Raw genomic sequence first — 16,126 nt, forward strand, 5'->3', positions numbered from 1 at the left:
GGGTGCGCGCGGCGGAGCCTGATAAAATGCCCGCGCACGGGCCTATAGCTCAATGGTTAGAGCAGAGGACTCATAATCCTTTGGTTCCAGGTTCGAGTCCTGGTGGGCCCACCACACATGTGTTCAAGGCCGGCTTTCCGCGGTAACCGGAAAGCGGCGCGAAGCCCCGTTATTTGCGGCGCTGTTTGAACGGCTGTATCCAGTCTCTTCATCGGTTGCTTCACGCTGCGCTCTGCGCAATCAACGGCTTCTGCATCTGATTGCGCTGACGGAATGGACAGTGTTGTCGCGATGCGACCGGGATGCGCGCGGCCGCAGGAACCCGCGCCGCCCGGCTTACGCCGAGGCTCCGACGACGATCGTTTCGATGTTCAACCGCTGCAGTCCATCGCGGTAATCGTCGCTGATGCCAGCGTCGGTGATCACCGCGTGGACCTGGTCGAGCCGCGCGATGCGATGCAGGCTCACACGGCCGAACTTCGAGGCATCGGTCAGCACCACGACCTTGCGTGCGCGCTCGACCATGCGATGGTTGAGGCTGGCTTCGGCTTCGTTGTGCGTAGTGAGGCCGAACTGCAGGTCGAGTCCGTCCACGCCGAGGAACAGCGTGTCGAAGCTGTAGGTGGTCAGGCTTGCTTCGGCCTGGCTGCCGTGTAGAGAGAGCGACTCCTTGCGCAGCTGGCCACCGGTCAGCAGCAGGTTCACGCCGGGCGCGTTCGCCAGTTCCCAGGCGATGTTGAGGCCATTCGTCATCACCGTGACGTCGCGATGGCCGCGCAGGTGCCGTGCGAGCGTCATCGTGGTCGAGCCCGAGTCGATGATGATGTTGTCGCCGGGCTTCACCAGTCGCGCCGCGTGCGCGCCGATCGATTCCTTCAGCGGCAGGTTGAGCGTGTCTTTCTCGTGGATGTCCTGTTCCAGCGGCGGCGTGCGCAGCAGGCTGGCGCCGCCGTGCGTGCGCGTGGCCAGGCCTTGCGATTCGATCTGCGACAGGTCGGCACGGATGGTCACCGACGACACGCCGAAACGCTCGACCAGATCGGCCACCTGCACACTGCCGTGCTGGACCAGCAGTTGCAGGATCTGTTGCCGGCGTTGGCGGGTGTTGCGCATGCGTGTCGGTCGTGGGAATGGGAAGGGCGAGCTTACCGTCACGGAAGCGTCGTGGCTGGGGCAGTGCGGTTTGCGCGCATACGGTCGCGCACGCCGGCCTGGTTGCGCGCGCAGGCGCGGGCGTATTCGGCCAGGCGGGCGGCAACCTTGTGCCGGATCAGCGCAAGCGGTTCGGGTTCGAGGCGTCCGGCGAGCACGTCGCTGTGTTGTTCTGGCAGGAACTGGCTGAGCAGGATCAGTGGTGGCGCATGTCGCCGCAGGTTTTCGACCAGCGCGCCGATGGCGGCCTGCACGTCCGGTTCACCCCAGTAGTAGCGGGAGCGATCGCTCAGAGAGTAACGGCGCAGCAGGTGCAGCTGGTGCTCGTTGCCGTGATAGTGGTTCTGCCAGTGACCTGGCCGTTCAACCATGCAGCGATCCAGCGTTGCCACGAGCTGCGAGCGCTGCAGCAGCGGAAGCAGTTCGTCCTCGATCGCCGCGAGCGCGAACAGTGCCTCGCGGAAGGCGAACGTCGCTGCCGGACCGACCTTGAGGATCGCGAAGTGGTCGCGCACCAGTGCGTGCAGCGCGCCTTCGGTCTGGTAATCGGTGGAATGCGCCTCGAACACGATGCGTGGCTGCGTTTCGACGAAATCCGACAACGCAATCGCGGCCTGCGGATCGTAGTGCTGCACATCGCTGTGGTCGAAGTCGACGCCGGGCTGCACCACCATCGCGATCACGCGCTCCCATGCGGACGCGAGGTCCGGTGCCGCGAAGGCTTCGCGGTGGATGTCCAGGGTTCTGGCCGCGGCCTGCGGGGCCGTCACCTGCACACCGCCGCCGAGCGAGCTTTCACCGCCCGGCACCGGCACCTCGGTGCCGATGACGTAGACCGGCGGAGGCAATCCCGCTTCGGCTGCGGTGTACTCGGCGATGCGCGCCAGTTCGGCCGAACGCGCCGCCACGATTTCATCCGGCAGCGGCACGGGGTCGCCCGCGCATGACATGCTGCAGTCGAGATGGATCTTGTGGAAGCCGGCGGCGACGTAGGCGCGGATGAGCTCGCGCGCATTCGCCATCGCTTCGGCGACGGGACGCTTCTGCCATGCATTCGGGCCGAGGTGGTCGCCGCCAAGGATCAGGCGTTCGACCGGGAACTGCTGCGTGCGCGCCAACTGCAACACGTAATCACGGAACTGTGTCGGGTTCATGCCGGTATAACCGCCGAACTGATCGACCTGGTTGGAAGTCGCTTCAATCAGCAGCACGGTGTCGTATTGCCGCGCGACCTGCATCGCCGCCAGCAGCACCTGTTCATTGCTGCAGCACACGCTGTACAGACCGACGTTTTCGCCACGACGATGGGCGGCAATGAGGGACTGGATGGTGGACATGCGTTGTCGTCTCTGCGCTGGCTGTGTTGGTGTTGGTGTTGGTGTTGGTGTTGAAGTTGAAGTTGAAGTTGAAGTTGGTTTTTGATTCTGGGTCGTCATTCCCGCGAAGCGCTTCATCACAGTCGAAGGCTGGTCAGCGGGAATCCAGTGTCTCGAGTCCTTCAAGGCGCGGTATCCCCGCCTTCGCGGGAATGAAGCCGATACAGGCTGCGCTGCCGCGCCAGCAACGCCGCGCCACGGGCGCCGCCGGCATCACCGAATTTCGGTGGCAGGAGCGGCGGCACGCGTACGCCCCTGAACAGATAGGGCGCGATCGCGGCGGGCAGTTCGCGATAGAGCGCCTCGCATTTCGACAGGCCGCCGCCGAGCACGATGACGTGCGGATCGAGCGCCATCACCACGCTCGCCAGTGCATGGCCGAGCAGATCGCGATGGATGACGAGCGCCCGCGATGCGACGTCGTCGCCCCGCTGCGCGAGTGCGATCACCGTCGCCGCATCGCTGACTTCGCCGCCGAGATGCCGGTGAAGAAAGGCGAGTCCGCTGCCGGATACGTAGCGCTCCACGCAGCCGCGCAGGCCGCAGGCGCAGTCGAAGATGGGCAGCGAATGCTTCGCCAGCAACGTGGCCGGCACGGTCCAGTGGCCCCATTCGCCGGCGATGCCGTTGGCCCCGGAGATCAGGCGGCCTTCGACGCAATATCCGCCGCCCGCGCCGGTGCCGAGGATGACGCCGAACATGCTTGGGTAGCCTTCCGCCGCACCGCCATGTGCTTCGGACAGGGCGAAGCACTGCAGGTCGTTGCCGATGTGCAGTGGACGCTGCAGGCGTTGCTGCAGATCGTGTCCGACGCGCTGCCCGGTCAGCGCCGGAACGTTCGCACTGAGCTGGCATCCGCTGGCCCGGTCGACCACGCCCGGCAGGCCGATGCCGATCGCATGAGCCGCGATACCCAACTCGACATCGACGGCTTCGACCAGCGCAGCCACCGCCTGCACGAACGCGGCGTAATCCTGCGTGGGCGTGTCGACGCGGCGGCGATGGCAAACCGCCAGCGTTTCATCGCAGGCGACCAGTTCGATCTTGGTGCCGCCGATATCGAGGCCGTAGCAGAGTTGCATGGCGCGCCTAGCGATGGATGGTCACGCCCTGGACGACACGGTTGACCGTGCCGTCCGGGAATGGATTGTCGGGAGTGAAGCCGAGCGCGGCCGAGCGCTGCAGCGCATAGCGTTGCGCCATGGTCAGCCACAGCGGGGCGAGCCACGGATCGGGCAGGTCAAGCGCAGCGATGGTGAAGTCGCGGGTTTCGTCCTCCTCCGGCCCTCGAAGCCCAGACAACGGTCCCACCGAGAGCACGCGTCCGGCGACGCCGTCGCGCCGGAGTTCGTCGAGCAGGTCGTGCTCGTACCGGCGCGCCAGCGGCTGCGCACTGCGCACCATCACGACCAGCGTCTCGCGATCCAGCGTGGACTTGGGACCGTGGCGGAAACCCAGCGGCGTATTCGCCAGTGCCAGGACCCGGCCTGCGGTGAGTTCGAGCAGCTTCAGCGCGCATTCGCGGGCGAGTGCTTCAAGCGGGCCGCTGCCGAGATAGATCACCCGCGCGTACGGCGCCTGGGCAAGCGTGGCAATGCGTTCATCCCATGCCGTCAGCGCCTCCTGGCCATGCATGGCGAGCGTGCGCAAACGTTGCGTGCGCTGCGGCCACGGGGCGGTTTCGAAGACGCACAGTGCCGCGAGCATCATGCAGCTCAGGCTGCTGGTCATCGCGAAGGCGCGATCACAGCTGGCTTCAGGCATCAGCAATGTGAACGTATCCGCGCGGTCGCGGCCGCGCCGCGCGAGTTCGCCGTCCGCATTGCAGGTGACGTCCAGGAAGCGCGTTGTCGTTACCTGTTCGCGCACCACGTCTACCGCGGCCGTGCTTTCCGGGCTGGAGCCGCTGCGGGCGAACGACACCAGCAGGGTGGGGCGATCGCGGTCCAGATACAGCCCGGGGTGGGTAAGCAGGCTCGTGGTATGCACCGCGCGCACTTCGGCCGGCCACTGCGCGTTGATCTGGTCGGCGACCATCTCGGCGATGAAGCCGGAACTGCCGGCGCCGGTGAGGATCACCCGGTGGGCAGGCTGCCGCAGCCAGTCGCCAAGGAATGCGTCGATCCGAGGGTGTGCCTGGTCCAGCGCTGCGGCCAACTGCTTCCAGATGACGGGCTGCTGGGCGATTTCCCTGGCGGTGTATTGCCCGCCCAGGCGCTGCCAGGCGGACGAATCGGGGAGCAGGTTGGCGGCCATTCGTGGGTTCCGTGAGTCGCCGTGCAAGATCGGCATTTTCTTTCGAAATGTCAAACTTCGAAAGATTATTGAAAGAATTCGCTTGGCTTCACGTGCACTGGATTTGCCAGATGGAATTGCTGGATTGGAGCTTTTTGGTAGGTTTACGAAAGTTGTGCTTTGCACAATCTTTCGTTTAGCATTAAATTACTTACTATTTTCTTTCAATTTCGTTGACTTTTTTCGACGCGCTGCCCTAGAGTCGGCCGGAAGTTCGGCATTCCGGGGTTGAGGCAGATGAAAACGCGCACTTGGGTCAACGCGGTGCCGCTCGTGCTGATGGGCATCGCCAGCCCGGCATGGGCCGAGCCAATCGGCAACCTGCGCGGCATCGCCGCGACGTCCACCAGCGAACATGCGCCGGCGTGGGAGCTGACCACCGATACCGGCGTCCGCATCCGCGTCGACCTGTTGCGGGACGACGTACTGCACGTGCAGGCCGGTCGCGCCGGCAAGCTGCTGCCCGCGGGCGACAAGGCCGCGCCGATCGTGGTGCCGCAAACGGCCATGCCGGTTCGTTCCAGCCTGGAAGAGGACGCCGGCGAAGTGCGCATCCGCACCGATGCCCTGGTGCTGCACGTCCAGCGCCGGCCACTGCGCTTCGCGCTCGATCGCCTCGACGCCGGCAAGGCGGTGCCGCTATGGCACGAACTGCAGTCGCTGGACATCGCGCCGGCGCAAAGCGTGCAGGTGCTTTCCAGCGAAGCCGGCGAGCGCTTCTTTGGTGGCGGCCAGCAGAACGGCCGTTTCGAGTTCAAGGGCCGCGAACTGGAAATCTCCTATTCCGGCGGCTGGGAAGAAGGCGATCGCCCGAGTCCCGCGCCGATGCTGCTCAGTTCGCGCGGCTGGGGGATGCTGCGCAACACCTGGAGCGACGGCAGCTACGACCTGCGCGAACCCGAAGCAGCAACTCTCCTGCATCGCGAAGATCGTTTCGACGCGTACTACTTCGTCGGCGCCAGCCTGCACGAGCTGCTCGACCGCTACACCGCGCTGACCGGGCGCGCTGGAATGCTGCCGCGCTGGGCGCTCTCCTACGGCGATGCCGACTGCTACAACGATGGCGACAACAGGAAGAAGCCCGGTACTGTCCCCGCAGGCTGGAGCGACGGTCCCACCGGCACCACGCCGGACGTGATCGACAGCGTCGCGAAGCAATACCGCGAACACGACATGCCCGGCGGCTGGATCCTGCCCAACGACGGTTATGGCTGCGGCTACACCGACCTGCCGAAAGTCGTGCAGGGCCTGGCGAAATACGGCTTCCGCACCGGGCTGTGGACCGAGAACGGCGTCGACAAGATCGCGTGGGAAGTCGGCACTGCCGGCACGCGGGTGCAGAAGCTCGACGTCGCCTGGACTGGCAAGGGCTACCAGTTCGCGATGGACGCGAACCAGTCCGCCTACAACGGCATCCTCAAGAATTCCGATTCGCGCCCGTTCCTGTGGACGGTGATGGGCTGGGCCGGCATCCAGCGTTACGCGGTGGCGTGGACTGGCGACCAGAGCGGCAGCTGGGACTACATCCGCTGGCACATTCCGACGCTGATCGGTTCGGGCCTGTCTGGTTATGCGTACGCGACCGGCGACGTCGACGGCATCTTCGGTGGCAGCGCGGAAACCTTCACCCGCGACCTGCAGTGGAAGAGCTTCACGCCGGTGCTGATGGGCATGTCGGGCTGGTCCGCGAATTCGCGCAAGCATCCGTGGGCGTTCGACGAACCGTACCGCAGCATCAACCGCGACTACCTCAAGCTGAAGATGCGGTTGACGCCGTACATGTACGGGCTGACGCGCGAAGCGGAGCGCACCGGCGCGCCGATCGTGCGCGGTTTGATGTGGGATTACCCGCAGGATCCGCAGGCACTCACCGAGGCGCACAAGTACCAGTTCCTGCTCGGACGCGATCTCCTCGTCGCACCGGTGTACCGCAGCCAGGCCGCGAGCCGCGGCTGGCGTCGCGACATCCACCTGCCGCCGGGCCGCTGGATCGATTACTGGGATGGCCGCGTCGTGCAGGCCGGCGCGCAGGGCCGCGATCTCGATCGCCAGGTCGAACTCGCGACGCTGCCGCTGTTCGTGCGCGCCGGTGCGATCGTGCCGATGTATCCGGCGGTGCTGTTCGACGGCGAGAAGCCGCTCGACGAAATCACCTTCGACCTGTATCCGCAGGGCGAATCGCAATACACGCTGTACGAGGACGATGGCAACACGCGCCGTTATGCGCAGGGCGAAGCGAGCGAACAGCTCGTCACGATGCGCGCGCCGGACATGCTGTCAAAGGCAGGGGGCAGTGGCGAAGTGCGCGTGCGCATCGATGCAGTAAAGGGCGAGTACAAGGGCCAACTGCCGCAACGCCGCTATGCATTGCGCGTGCTGAGCCGCAAGGCACCGCAGGCGCTGGAACTCGATGGCCGCGCGTTGCCGAAGCAGGCTGATCGCGCCGCATACGACGCCGCAACCGAAGGCTGGTATTTCGATCCGAACGAACGCCGCGGCACGCTGCACGTGCGCACCGCGCCGGTCGACATCCGCCGCGCGCTCGAATTCCGCTTCGCAATCCCCGTTTCCGCCGCTGCAGCCGACGACGCCTATCCCGCCGCGCCCGAACTGGGCCGCGCGCTGCCCGCCGACAGCCTGCTGGTCGTGAACCGTCCCGCGGAAGAACCGGGTCACCCGCTCGAAAACGCCTTCGATGACGATCCCACGACGTGGTTCCGCACCGTGCGCAACCAGGCCGTGCGCACCGGCGCGCACGAGTGGGTGATCGGTTTCGCCGAACGCAAGCTGCTCGATGGCATCGAACTGGCGCCGCGCAACGACAAGAACTGGAAGCACGGCCAGGTCCGCGACTACGAGATCTACCTGGCCGACAGCAACGGCGAATGGGGCGAACCCATCGTGCGCGGCCAGCTCAAGTTGCAGGAGACGCCGCAGCGTATCGACTTCGCGCCGCATGCCGGTCGCCTGCTTCGCTTCCGTGTGTTGAGTGCACAGAATCCGGACGGCGATGCGGCCAGCGGAACCGATCCGATGGTGGAAGCCGCAAAGGCCGGAGGCGCGCGCGCCTTCGATGTCCAGCGTCCGCGCGATGTCGGACCGATCACGTTGTCGACCTTCCGCGTACTCGAACACGTGTCCGCCGAGCGTCCCGCGCAGCAGCGTTACCTGTCGGAGCTGACGCTGCCTGCCGCACTCGGCAACGAAGTCGCGCGCGATCGCGGCTTCGGCGGCGCCAGCGACATGCGCATGAACGGCCTGCACTTCCGTCGCGGGCTCGGCGTCGATGCGGACAGCCGCATCGACTTGCGCTTGCAGGGCAACTGGCAGCTGCTGCGTGCCGACCTCGGCATCGACGATCGCTGCCGCGACGCGGGCGGCATGCAGTTCCAGGTCTGGGGCGACGACCGCCTGCTCTACGACAGCGGGCTGGTGCGTGCGCCCGCGGTGGTCAAACCCGAACTCGACATTCGCGGCCTGCAACGCCTGAGCCTGCGCACCCTCGGTGCGCAGGGCGCGAAACCCCCGCAGGTCTGCGGCAATTGGGCCAATGCGGTCCTGATCGGACAGGAGGGCGACGCGGCCACCATCGTTTCGCCCTGACGTCCCAGCTTCATTCCATACGCCGACTTCCCACTGCGGCCTGCGGGCCGCGGCACGGGCCGTGTTTTGTCCAAAAAACCTGAGCGCAGCGCCCGACGCTGCCGATCGATCGAGGAGAGAGAAGATGTCGTCCGCACGCCGCACACGCTCCATCCGCTTCACCACGCTGTCCCTCGCGCTCGGCGCCGCGCTCGCCGCCGGCCCGCTCGCCGCGCAGACCAGCGCGACGCCGGACGAAACATCCGGTGAAACGCCGGCAACTTCGGAGAGCACCAAGCCCACCGAGCTGGAGCGGGTGGAGGTCACCGGCTCCAACATCAGGCGCACCGATGTCGAAACCGCTTCGCCGCTGCAGATCATCAGCCGGCAGGACATCGAGAACATGGGCGCGCGCACGCTGCTGCAGGTGCTCGACAACCTGCCGGCCGCGCGCCCGGCGCAGCAGGATTACAAGTCGCTGTTCACCGGTTCCGACGGCGCGTCGCAGGCCAACCTGCGTGGCCTCGGCGCGCAGGGCACGCTGGTGCTGTTGAATGGCCGCCGCCTGTCGTATTACGGCGCGCCGGCGGGTTTCCAGACGCAGTTCGTCAACATCGACGCGATTCCCGCTGCCGCAATCGAGCGCATGGAAGTGCTGACCGACGGTGCGTCGGCTGTATACGGCACCGATGCGGTGGCTGGCGTGATCAACGTCATCACCAAGAAGTCGTTTGAAGGCCTCGAGCTCAGCTTCACCACCGACAAGTCGTCGCGCATCGATACCTACGGCGAGCACCAGGCCAGCATCACCGGCGGCTTTGGCGACCTCGACACGGACCGCTTCAACGTCTACGCCTCGATCAACCTGTACCGGCGCGATCCGATTCCGCTGAGCGACTGGTACGACAAGAAACCCGCGCAGTTCTACGTCAACCGCCCCAGCTACATTCCCAACTTCCGCCTCGACACGGGCAGTGCTCCCGGCGTGTTCAACCCGGGCAGCTATTTCGCTTTCGATCCGGTCACCGGCGCGCGCGTGCAGGAAGCCGCGCCCGGCTGCCAGAACGTGATCAACGAGGCTGCCGGCCCGCGCTGCGTGTGGCAGACCTGGTTGAATAACGAAATCGACGCCGGCGCGCAGTCCGATCGCTTCACCCTTTACCTCAATGGTCATTTCCTGGTCGGCGAGAACACCGAAGCGTTCGGCGAGGTGACGTACACCGACATCGACCTGCGCGCCAACGGCGGCACGCCGCGCGCGTACGGCACGACGACGGGCAACCCGACCAGCTGGTTCTCGCGCAACACCGGCACCAACGTCAACCAGTTCTTCTATCCGTACCTGGGCCCGAACAACGAGTACAACCACGCCAGTCCCGAACTGAAGGCGCTGATGGGCGGCGTGGTCGGCCTGCAATACCTGCTGCAGGACGTGGGCGACAACTATTTCGGCCAGCGCAACACCGATGAGAGTTATCGCGTCCTGGGTGGGCTGCGCGGCAGCCTCGGCGACTGGAACTGGGAAACCGCATTCGCCAGCGCCGGCACGCATTCGGTCACCTACCAGACCGTCAACGTCAACCTGGAAGGCTTCGAAAAGGCGTTCGGTCCGTTCACCGTCGATCCGGGCACCGGCCGCGTGATCATCTCCGACCATCCGGCCTACCAGTTCGGCGTGATCAACGAAGCCAACGCAGCGTTGCTGCGCGAGGCGTATCCGACCTTCGACATCCAGTCATGGACGCGGCTGCACACGCTGGACGGCAAGGTCGAAGGACCGCTGTTCACGCTGCCGGCCGGCGAAGTGCGCGCGGCCTTCGGCTTCAACCTGAGCCGCGAATCGTTCTACACGCCGGGCAACGAAGACGCCGCCAACGGCCTGATCACGCAGCAGGGCGGTTCGTGGTTCGACGGCAAGCGCACCACCTACGCGCTGTTCGCCGAAGCGGTAGCGCCGATCACGGAGAAGCTCGAACTCGACGCCGCGTTGCGCGTGGACAAGTATCCGAACTTCGGCGCCAACATCGCACCGAAGATCGGTCTCAAGTACCAGGCGCTGCCGCAACTGATGCTCCGCGGCACGTATTCCGAAGGTTTCCGCGCGCCGAGTCTGGCCGAGTCCGGTACCGGTGGCGTCTTTGCCCAGCTCGGCGGGTATCGCGACGAAACACGTTGCAACGAAACCAATGCGATCGCCGGATTGCTGCAGCAGTCCGCGCGTCCGGGCGACGTGGACCTCGGCAATTCGCTGCTCAACTCCGACTGCGGCCGTACCGTGGCGCGCATGACCCAGCCCAACCCGGACCTGGAGCCGGAGAAGGCGAAGATCGCCACGCTGGGCTTCGTCGTCGAGCCGGCCGAGTGGCTGTCGATATCGGCCGACTACTGGTTCATCTACCGCCGCAACCAGATCGTCGCGCCGGACTTCAACCGCCCGGAAGACATCGAGTCGCTGACGCGCTTCCCGATCACCGACACCGACCGCGCGAACCTCGCGGCGCTCGCGGCGATGTGCGCCGATCCGGCCAGCGGCGTCGCCTGCCCGAATCCGCTGCCGGGCTATTCGCTGGGCAACGTGGCCAGCGTCGTCGGCCAGTACAAGAACCAGGGCCGCACCCTGGTCGACGGTTTCGACATCGACGCGCGCAGCCGGTTTTCGCTCGGCGCATACGGCAACTTGAACGTGGGACTGGCCGCGACCATTGCCGGCCGCTACAAGGCCTATTACGACGACGAGACGCGCTGGTCCTACGGCGATTACATCGGCTATTACGGCAACCCGAAACTGCGCGCCACGTTGAATGCCGACTGGAGCTATCGTGAAGTGACCACCAGCTTCTTCGTCAACTATGTCGGCAAGAACAAGTGGGCGTGGGACCGCTTCGACGAGGCCGACAACAATCCGGAAACCTGCACGGCCAGTTTCGTGGCGGTGTCGCCCGGCCAATGCGGCGGCGTGCCGGCGTGGTGGACCGCCAACCTGGGCGTGGGCTGGAAGCCGAACGAACATTGGAACGTCGGCCTCACCGTCAAGAACCTGTTCAACCGGCTGCCGTTCTATGACCCGAACAGCTTCCTGGGCGACGCCAGCGATTACACCAACAACTTCGGTCGCAGCTACAGCTTCACGGTTGGCTACAGGTTCTGATCAGGGCTCGGGCCGGCCGCAGTGGCTGGTCGCGAAACACGGGAACGATCCAGTGCGCCGGTGTCGCCGGCGCACTGCGTCCGGAAGACGATCAATCTTTCGCAAGGCGGATCAATCTTCCGTTGCCAGCCGTGGCGCGACTTCGACCGCATCGTCACGTTCGGCGACATGCCGGTGAGCCACCACGCTGGTCGCGGTGAGGTCCGCGGTGACGTTGCCCACGGTCGCGAACACATCGGGAATCGTATCGAGTGCGAGCAGCACGCCGAGCGGTTCCACCGGCAGTCCCATCGCCTGCACGACCGGCATGTTCGTGGCCATGAAACTGACCTGGCCGGGCAAGCCAACCGAGCCCATGCTGATCACCACCGCAAGCGCGGCGCCGGCGACGAGTTGCGCGGCGCTCAGGTCGATGCCGTGCGCCCAGGCGATGAAGGCCGCGACCCCGACGTACTGCATCGGACTGGTGATGCGGAACAGCGACACCGCCATCGGCAGCACCAGCGAGGTCACCGGCAGCGGATAACCCAGGCGCGTGCCCGCGCTTTCGATCATCGCCGGCAATGATGCGAGCGACGACTGCGTGCTCGCCGCGATGGTCTGTGCCGGCAGGATGGCCGATGCGAAACGGCGCAGCCGCTCGCCGCCGGCGAACACCGCAACCGGATACAGCAGCAGCGTCATCGCGAGATACAGCGCGATCTGCAGGCCGATGTAGGTGCCGAACACGCCCAGCATGCCGCCGCCGACGCGCGCGCACACCGCCAACACCAGCGCAAACACGCCCAATGGCGCCACCCACAGCACCCAGCGCACGATCACGATCATCACGTCGGCGATGGCCTGCACGAGTTCGAGCAGGCGCTGGCGACGTACTGCTTCAATGCGTGCCACCGCGAAACCGAAGAACAGCGCGAACACCACGAGCGGCAGCATCGCACTCTGCGCCGCCGCAGCCAGCGCATTGCTGGGAATGATCGCGGTGAACCATTCGCCCAGCGAAGCGGGCACGCTCAGGCCTGCGGAAGCCGCATTCGCCGAATGCAGCGATGCGGCCAGGCCTTCCGGGCGCGGCAGCAGTGACAGCAGCAGCGGTGCGGCGAAGGCGGCCAGTGCCGCGCCGATCGACAGCAGCACCAGGAAGCAGACGATCGCATGGCGCGCCGTGCGGCCCGAAGCGGCGGCGTCGCGCGCGGTGTTCACGCCGAGGATCACCAGTGCCGCGACCAACGGCACCACGGTCATCTGCAGTGCGTTGAGCCAGAGCCGGCCGATTGGTTGCACCGCATCGGCGACACGCGTCGCGACGCTGGCATCCCACCACGCGAGCAGCAGGCCAATAAGGGCGCCGAGAAGAAGTCCGAGCAGTACGCGGGCGGTGGTCGACATGTTTTGGCTCTGTTTTGTTTCTTGATGAAATGTGCGGTGGATCGGTTTGCGTGGCTTCGACTTCGCCTTCGCCTTTGCTCGTCATTCCCGCGAAGGCGGGAATCCAGCGACTTTGCTTTCACCAATGCCGAAATCGCAGCAGGGGCTAGTACCGGGAAAGCACGATCTATCATCCCCGCGAAAGCGGGATCTCCGTCTGTTCCGTGGAACAGGATGAAAGAGGGTAAGGTCAAAAACAAAGTCGCTGGATGACCAGCCTTCGGCTGTGATGAAGCTCTTCCTGCTTTCGCGGGAATGACGAGCAAAAGCAAGAGCCGCGGTGCCAAGTTTCTGTGCCATCCCGGTGGGCCGATATTCACGGTCTCCGCGGCGGTATCGGCAAGTTCCAGTCCGGCGCGAGCCGCTGGTACTCCGTCACCGGCAACAATACGAACACCGGCTTTCGCCGCGGATCCAGCCAGCCCACCAGCTGTTCCATCGTCTCGTCCGCCATCGCCGTGCAGCCCGCCGTCGGCTCGCCCGGCGCCTTCCACAGGTGCGCAAAGATGCAGCTTCCCGCGCCGGGCTGGGCGTTCGGATTGTGTTCGATGACGAAGCCGAGACGGTAACGCTGGTCGCCGTTGGCGTGCAGGTCGCGGCGCATCGGTTCGGTGGAACCGGCGACGGCCTTCTCGCCGACTTCGCGCGCATCGACGATGCGGTTGTAGAGCGGCGAAGCGGGCACGTCGATGCAGTAATCGGTGCCGCTCATCGCACGATAGGGCAGTACGGTTGCGGCGCTATTCGCGTAACCAAAGGCAGTGCCCAGCGCGAACACTCCCGCCGGCGCGCGGCCATCGCCTTCACGCTTCTGCGGCCCCGAGGGCTGCGCGGGATGCAGGCCGATGCCCCATGCGCTGCCCGCGCGCCCGACCGTGACCGGTGCCGGGTCGCCTACTTCACGCCACGCTGCACCGTCGGCAACGCGTTCATAACGGCGCAGCTCGCCGCTGGGCGCATCCCAATCCGCAGTGACGACCACGATCAGCTGCTCCGCATCCGCCCACGCACGGGATTCGCCGGTCGATTGCATGTTCGCGCATCCGGCAAGCACCGACATGCAAGCAGCCACCAGCAACGGCCCGAGCGAACGAAAAAGGAAATGCGGCGTGGACATGGCAGGCGCCTCTGCGGATCAGCTGTCGAGCAGATCCTGCATGTGTTCAAGGTTGCGGTCGAGCTGGCCGCGGCGCTCGTCGCTGGATTCGCACAACAGCACGAAGATCAGGTCGAGCAGGTGCAGCAGCGCGGACTGGTACAGCAGCGGCTCGATGTGGCTGCGCTCGTCGTGCGCAGACACCAGCAGCGGCAACTCGGCGTGCGCGCGCAGCGGATTGGGCGTATGCCGGGTGACGGTGACCACATGCCCGCCGCGTTCGCGTACGCGATGGCTGATCTGGCATAGCGTGGGCTGGCGCCCATGTTCGGAGAACACCAGCAGCACGTCGCCGGCCGCCGTCGTGGAAACACCGGCCTGCATCAGCGCGGCGTCGACGTAATGCACGGTGAGCACGCCCAGCATCGACAGTCGCGTCGCGAACGCGCGAGCCGGTATGCCGTCCTCGCCGAGCCCGATGATGTAGACCTTGCCCGCGCGCTGGATGAGCCGCGCTACCGCATCGATCTGCTCGGGTGGATTGATCAGCCGCGTTGCTGCTTCCGCCTGCGCTTTCAGTTGCCACAGTGCATCGGCCAGTGCGCTGTGCGGATGGCCGTTCGCCGGCGCGGCGCTCGCGACTTCGTCGGCGCCATCACCGCGTGCGACCGCCTGCACGATCGAATACTTGAGGTCGGGATAGCCCTTGAACCCGAATTTCTGGCTGAACTTGACCACGCTCGACTGGCTGATGCCGAGCGCGCTGGCCAGCTGCTGCGAGGAATAGTCGCGCAGCAGGTGCGCGTTCTCGAGCAGGAAGTCGGCAACGCGGCGTTCGATCGCCGACATCTGGTCGCGTTCCGCGCGGATTTTCAGCAGCGGCGACATGCGCTACCCGCGAGCTGCACGGTCGTGGGCACGATCATGCCGCGATGGGCTCCAGGCCCTGGATGCTGCGGATCCCCAGCCCCGGCGCATCGGTGATCGAAATCTCCGATTCGTTGAAGATCACCCCGCCGTCGACCGGGTTGTAGGCCGACAGCGAGGGACCGTCGAGGTCGACCTTGGTGATCGCATTGGATTTCGCCACCGCGAGGTGCACCGCGGCGGCGACGCTGATGCTGGATTCGAGCATGCAGCCGATCATGCACTCCACGCCGTACAGCGCGGAGATGTCGGCGATGCGGATCGCGTTGGAGAGGCCACCGGTCTTCATCAGTTTGATGTTGATGATGTCGGCGGCGCGCATGCGGATCAGGTCGATCACTTCGGTCGGGCCGAATACGCTTTCGTCCGCCATGATCGGCGTATGCACGCGCTCGGTGACGTACTTCATGCCGTCGAGGTCCTGCGCCTTCACCGGTTGCTCGACCAGTTCCAGGCGCACGCCGGCGTCTTCGAGCATGCTGATCGCGTAGACGGCCTGCTTCGCTGTCCAGCCCTGGTTGGCGTCGAGGCGGAGCAGGGCGCGGCCTTCCACGGCGGCGTAGATCGCCTTGACCCGCTCGATGTCGACGCCGATGTCCTTGCCGACCTTGATCTTCAGCGACTCGAAGCCGCGATCCACCGCGCTGATCGAATCGGCCACCATCTTGTCGATGTAGTCGACGCTGATGGTGATGTCGGTGGTGATCACCGGGTCGCCGCCGCCGAGCATCTTGTACAGCGGCACGCCGTAGAGCTGGCCGAACAGGTCGTATACCGCGATTTCCACCGCGGCCTTGGCGCTGGTGTTTTTTTCCAGCGCGCCCTGGATGAGCTGGGTGATGTGGTTGAGGTTGGCGATTTCCTGGCCGACCACGCGCGGCGCGATGAACTTGCGGATCGCTTCGAGGATCGAGCCGTGCGTGTCGCCGGTGATCACCGCGGTCGCCGGCGCTTCGCCGTAACCGACATGGCCGGTGTCGGTATGCACTTCGACGACGATGTCTTCGATCGCTTCGACCGTGCGCAACGCGGTCTTGAAGGGTGTCTTCAGCGGGACCTTCAGCAGGCCGAAGCGGATGTCGGTGATTTTCATGCAGCCCTTGCGTGCGAAGTGGAGGCGAC

At 65.6% G+C, this 16,126-nt stretch carries 10 protein-coding genes and 1 tRNA gene; 3 read left to right on the forward strand and 8 right to left on the reverse strand.

Features of this window, described 5'->3' with window-relative positions; all coding sequences use genetic code 11:
• The first annotated feature begins 38 nt into the window (after positions 1 to 38).
• A tRNA-Ile gene (locus ASD14_RS01515) sits at positions 39 to 114 on the forward strand.
• A 222-nt stretch (positions 115 to 336) separates the two neighbouring features.
• On the opposite strand, the gene ASD14_RS01520 is transcribed toward ASD14_RS01515, so the two are convergent.
• The 4 genes from ASD14_RS01520 to ASD14_RS01535 all read right to left on the reverse strand — a co-directional run bounded on the left by ASD14_RS01520 (position 337) and on the right by ASD14_RS01535 (position 4,784).
• Positions 337 to 1,113 carry a DeoR family transcriptional regulator gene (locus ASD14_RS01520; RefSeq protein ID WP_056127847.1) on the reverse strand — a complete coding sequence of 259 codons (777 nt, stop codon included), beginning with the start codon at positions 1,111 to 1,113 and terminating at the stop codon, positions 337 to 339.
• A gap of 38 nt (positions 1,114 to 1,151) precedes the next feature.
• Positions 1,152 to 2,489 (reverse strand): D-tagatose-bisphosphate aldolase, class II, non-catalytic subunit, encoded by a 1,338-nt coding sequence (locus ASD14_RS01525; RefSeq protein ID WP_056127850.1) that lies wholly within the window; start codon positions 2,487 to 2,489, stop codon positions 1,152 to 1,154.
• A gap of 161 nt (positions 2,490 to 2,650) precedes the next feature.
• A complete protein-coding gene (locus tag ASD14_RS01530) occupies positions 2,651 to 3,610 on the reverse strand; it encodes an ROK family protein (RefSeq protein ID WP_056127853.1) in 960 nt (319 codons plus the stop codon).
• A gap of 7 nt (positions 3,611 to 3,617) precedes the next feature.
• On the reverse strand, positions 3,618 to 4,784 hold the full coding sequence (locus ASD14_RS01535; protein WP_056127856.1) for an SIS domain-containing protein: 1,167 nt from the start codon (positions 4,782 to 4,784) through the stop codon (positions 3,618 to 3,620).
• 276 nt (positions 4,785 to 5,060) lie between these two features.
• On the opposite strand from ASD14_RS01535, the gene ASD14_RS01540 reads away from it, so the two are divergent.
• Both ASD14_RS01540 and ASD14_RS01545 read left to right on the forward strand, forming a co-directional pair.
• A complete protein-coding gene (locus ASD14_RS01540) occupies positions 5,061 to 8,426 on the forward strand; it encodes a TIM-barrel domain-containing protein (RefSeq protein WP_056127859.1) in 3,366 nt (1,121 codons plus the stop codon).
• A gap of 124 nt (positions 8,427 to 8,550) precedes the next feature.
• The gene (locus tag ASD14_RS01545) at positions 8,551 to 11,553 is read left to right on the forward strand and encodes a TonB-dependent receptor (RefSeq protein ID WP_056127861.1); all 3,003 of its coding nucleotides are present in this window, start codon (positions 8,551 to 8,553) and stop codon (positions 11,551 to 11,553) included.
• Between the two features lie 111 nt (positions 11,554 to 11,664).
• Here ASD14_RS01545 and ASD14_RS01550 read toward each other — a convergent pair whose 3' ends face one another.
• From ASD14_RS01550 to ASD14_RS01565, 4 genes are all read right to left on the reverse strand, one after another.
• Positions 11,665 to 12,942 (reverse strand): dicarboxylate/amino acid:cation symporter, encoded by a 1,278-nt coding sequence (locus ASD14_RS01550; protein ID WP_056127863.1) that lies wholly within the window; start codon positions 12,940 to 12,942, stop codon positions 11,665 to 11,667.
• Positions 12,943 to 13,297: 355 nt separating this feature from the next.
• On the reverse strand, positions 13,298 to 14,014 hold the full coding sequence (locus ASD14_RS01555; protein WP_235565275.1) for a hypothetical protein: 717 nt from the start codon (positions 14,012 to 14,014) through the stop codon (positions 13,298 to 13,300).
• A gap of 102 nt (positions 14,015 to 14,116) precedes the next feature.
• Positions 14,117 to 14,965, reverse strand: coding sequence for a MurR/RpiR family transcriptional regulator (locus ASD14_RS01560; RefSeq protein WP_056127868.1), 849 nt, complete (start codon positions 14,963 to 14,965; stop codon positions 14,117 to 14,119).
• A gap of 34 nt (positions 14,966 to 14,999) precedes the next feature.
• Positions 15,000 to 16,097 carry a dipeptide epimerase gene (locus ASD14_RS01565; protein ID WP_056127871.1) on the reverse strand — a complete coding sequence of 366 codons (1,098 nt, stop codon included), beginning with the start codon at positions 16,095 to 16,097 and terminating at the stop codon, positions 15,000 to 15,002.
• Positions 16,098 to 16,126: the final 29 nt, after the last annotated feature.

It is taken from the genome of Lysobacter sp. Root494 (assembly GCF_001427225.1).
Lineage (GTDB): Bacteria > Pseudomonadota > Gammaproteobacteria > Xanthomonadales > Xanthomonadaceae > Agrilutibacter.

Coding starts and splice junctions, on each gene's coding strand:
- ASD14_RS01520 (WP_056127847.1), bottom strand. CDS start 1,113: ATGCGCAACACCCGCCAACGCCGGCAACAGATCCTGCAACTGCTGGTC.
- ASD14_RS01525 (WP_056127850.1), bottom strand. CDS start 2,489: ATGTCCACCATCCAGTCCCTCATTGCCGCCCATCGTCGTGGCGAAAAC.
- ASD14_RS01530 (WP_056127853.1), bottom strand. CDS start 3,610: ATGCAACTCTGCTACGGCCTCGATATCGGCGGCACCAAGATCGAACTG.
- ASD14_RS01535 (WP_056127856.1), bottom strand. CDS start 4,784: ATGGCCGCCAACCTGCTCCCCGATTCGTCCGCCTGGCAGCGCCTGGGC.
- ASD14_RS01540 (WP_056127859.1), top strand. CDS start 5,061: ATGAAAACGCGCACTTGGGTCAACGCGGTGCCGCTCGTGCTGATGGGC.
- ASD14_RS01545 (WP_056127861.1), top strand. CDS start 8,551: ATGTCGTCCGCACGCCGCACACGCTCCATCCGCTTCACCACGCTGTCC.
- ASD14_RS01550 (WP_056127863.1), bottom strand. CDS start 12,942: ATGTCGACCACCGCCCGCGTACTGCTCGGACTTCTTCTCGGCGCCCTT.
- ASD14_RS01555 (WP_235565275.1), bottom strand. CDS start 14,014: ATGCAATCGACCGGCGAATCCCGTGCGTGGGCGGATGCGGAGCAGCTG.
- ASD14_RS01560 (WP_056127868.1), bottom strand. CDS start 14,965: ATGTCGCCGCTGCTGAAAATCCGCGCGGAACGCGACCAGATGTCGGCG.
- ASD14_RS01565 (WP_056127871.1), bottom strand. CDS start 16,097: ATGAAAATCACCGACATCCGCTTCGGCCTGCTGAAGGTCCCGCTGAAG.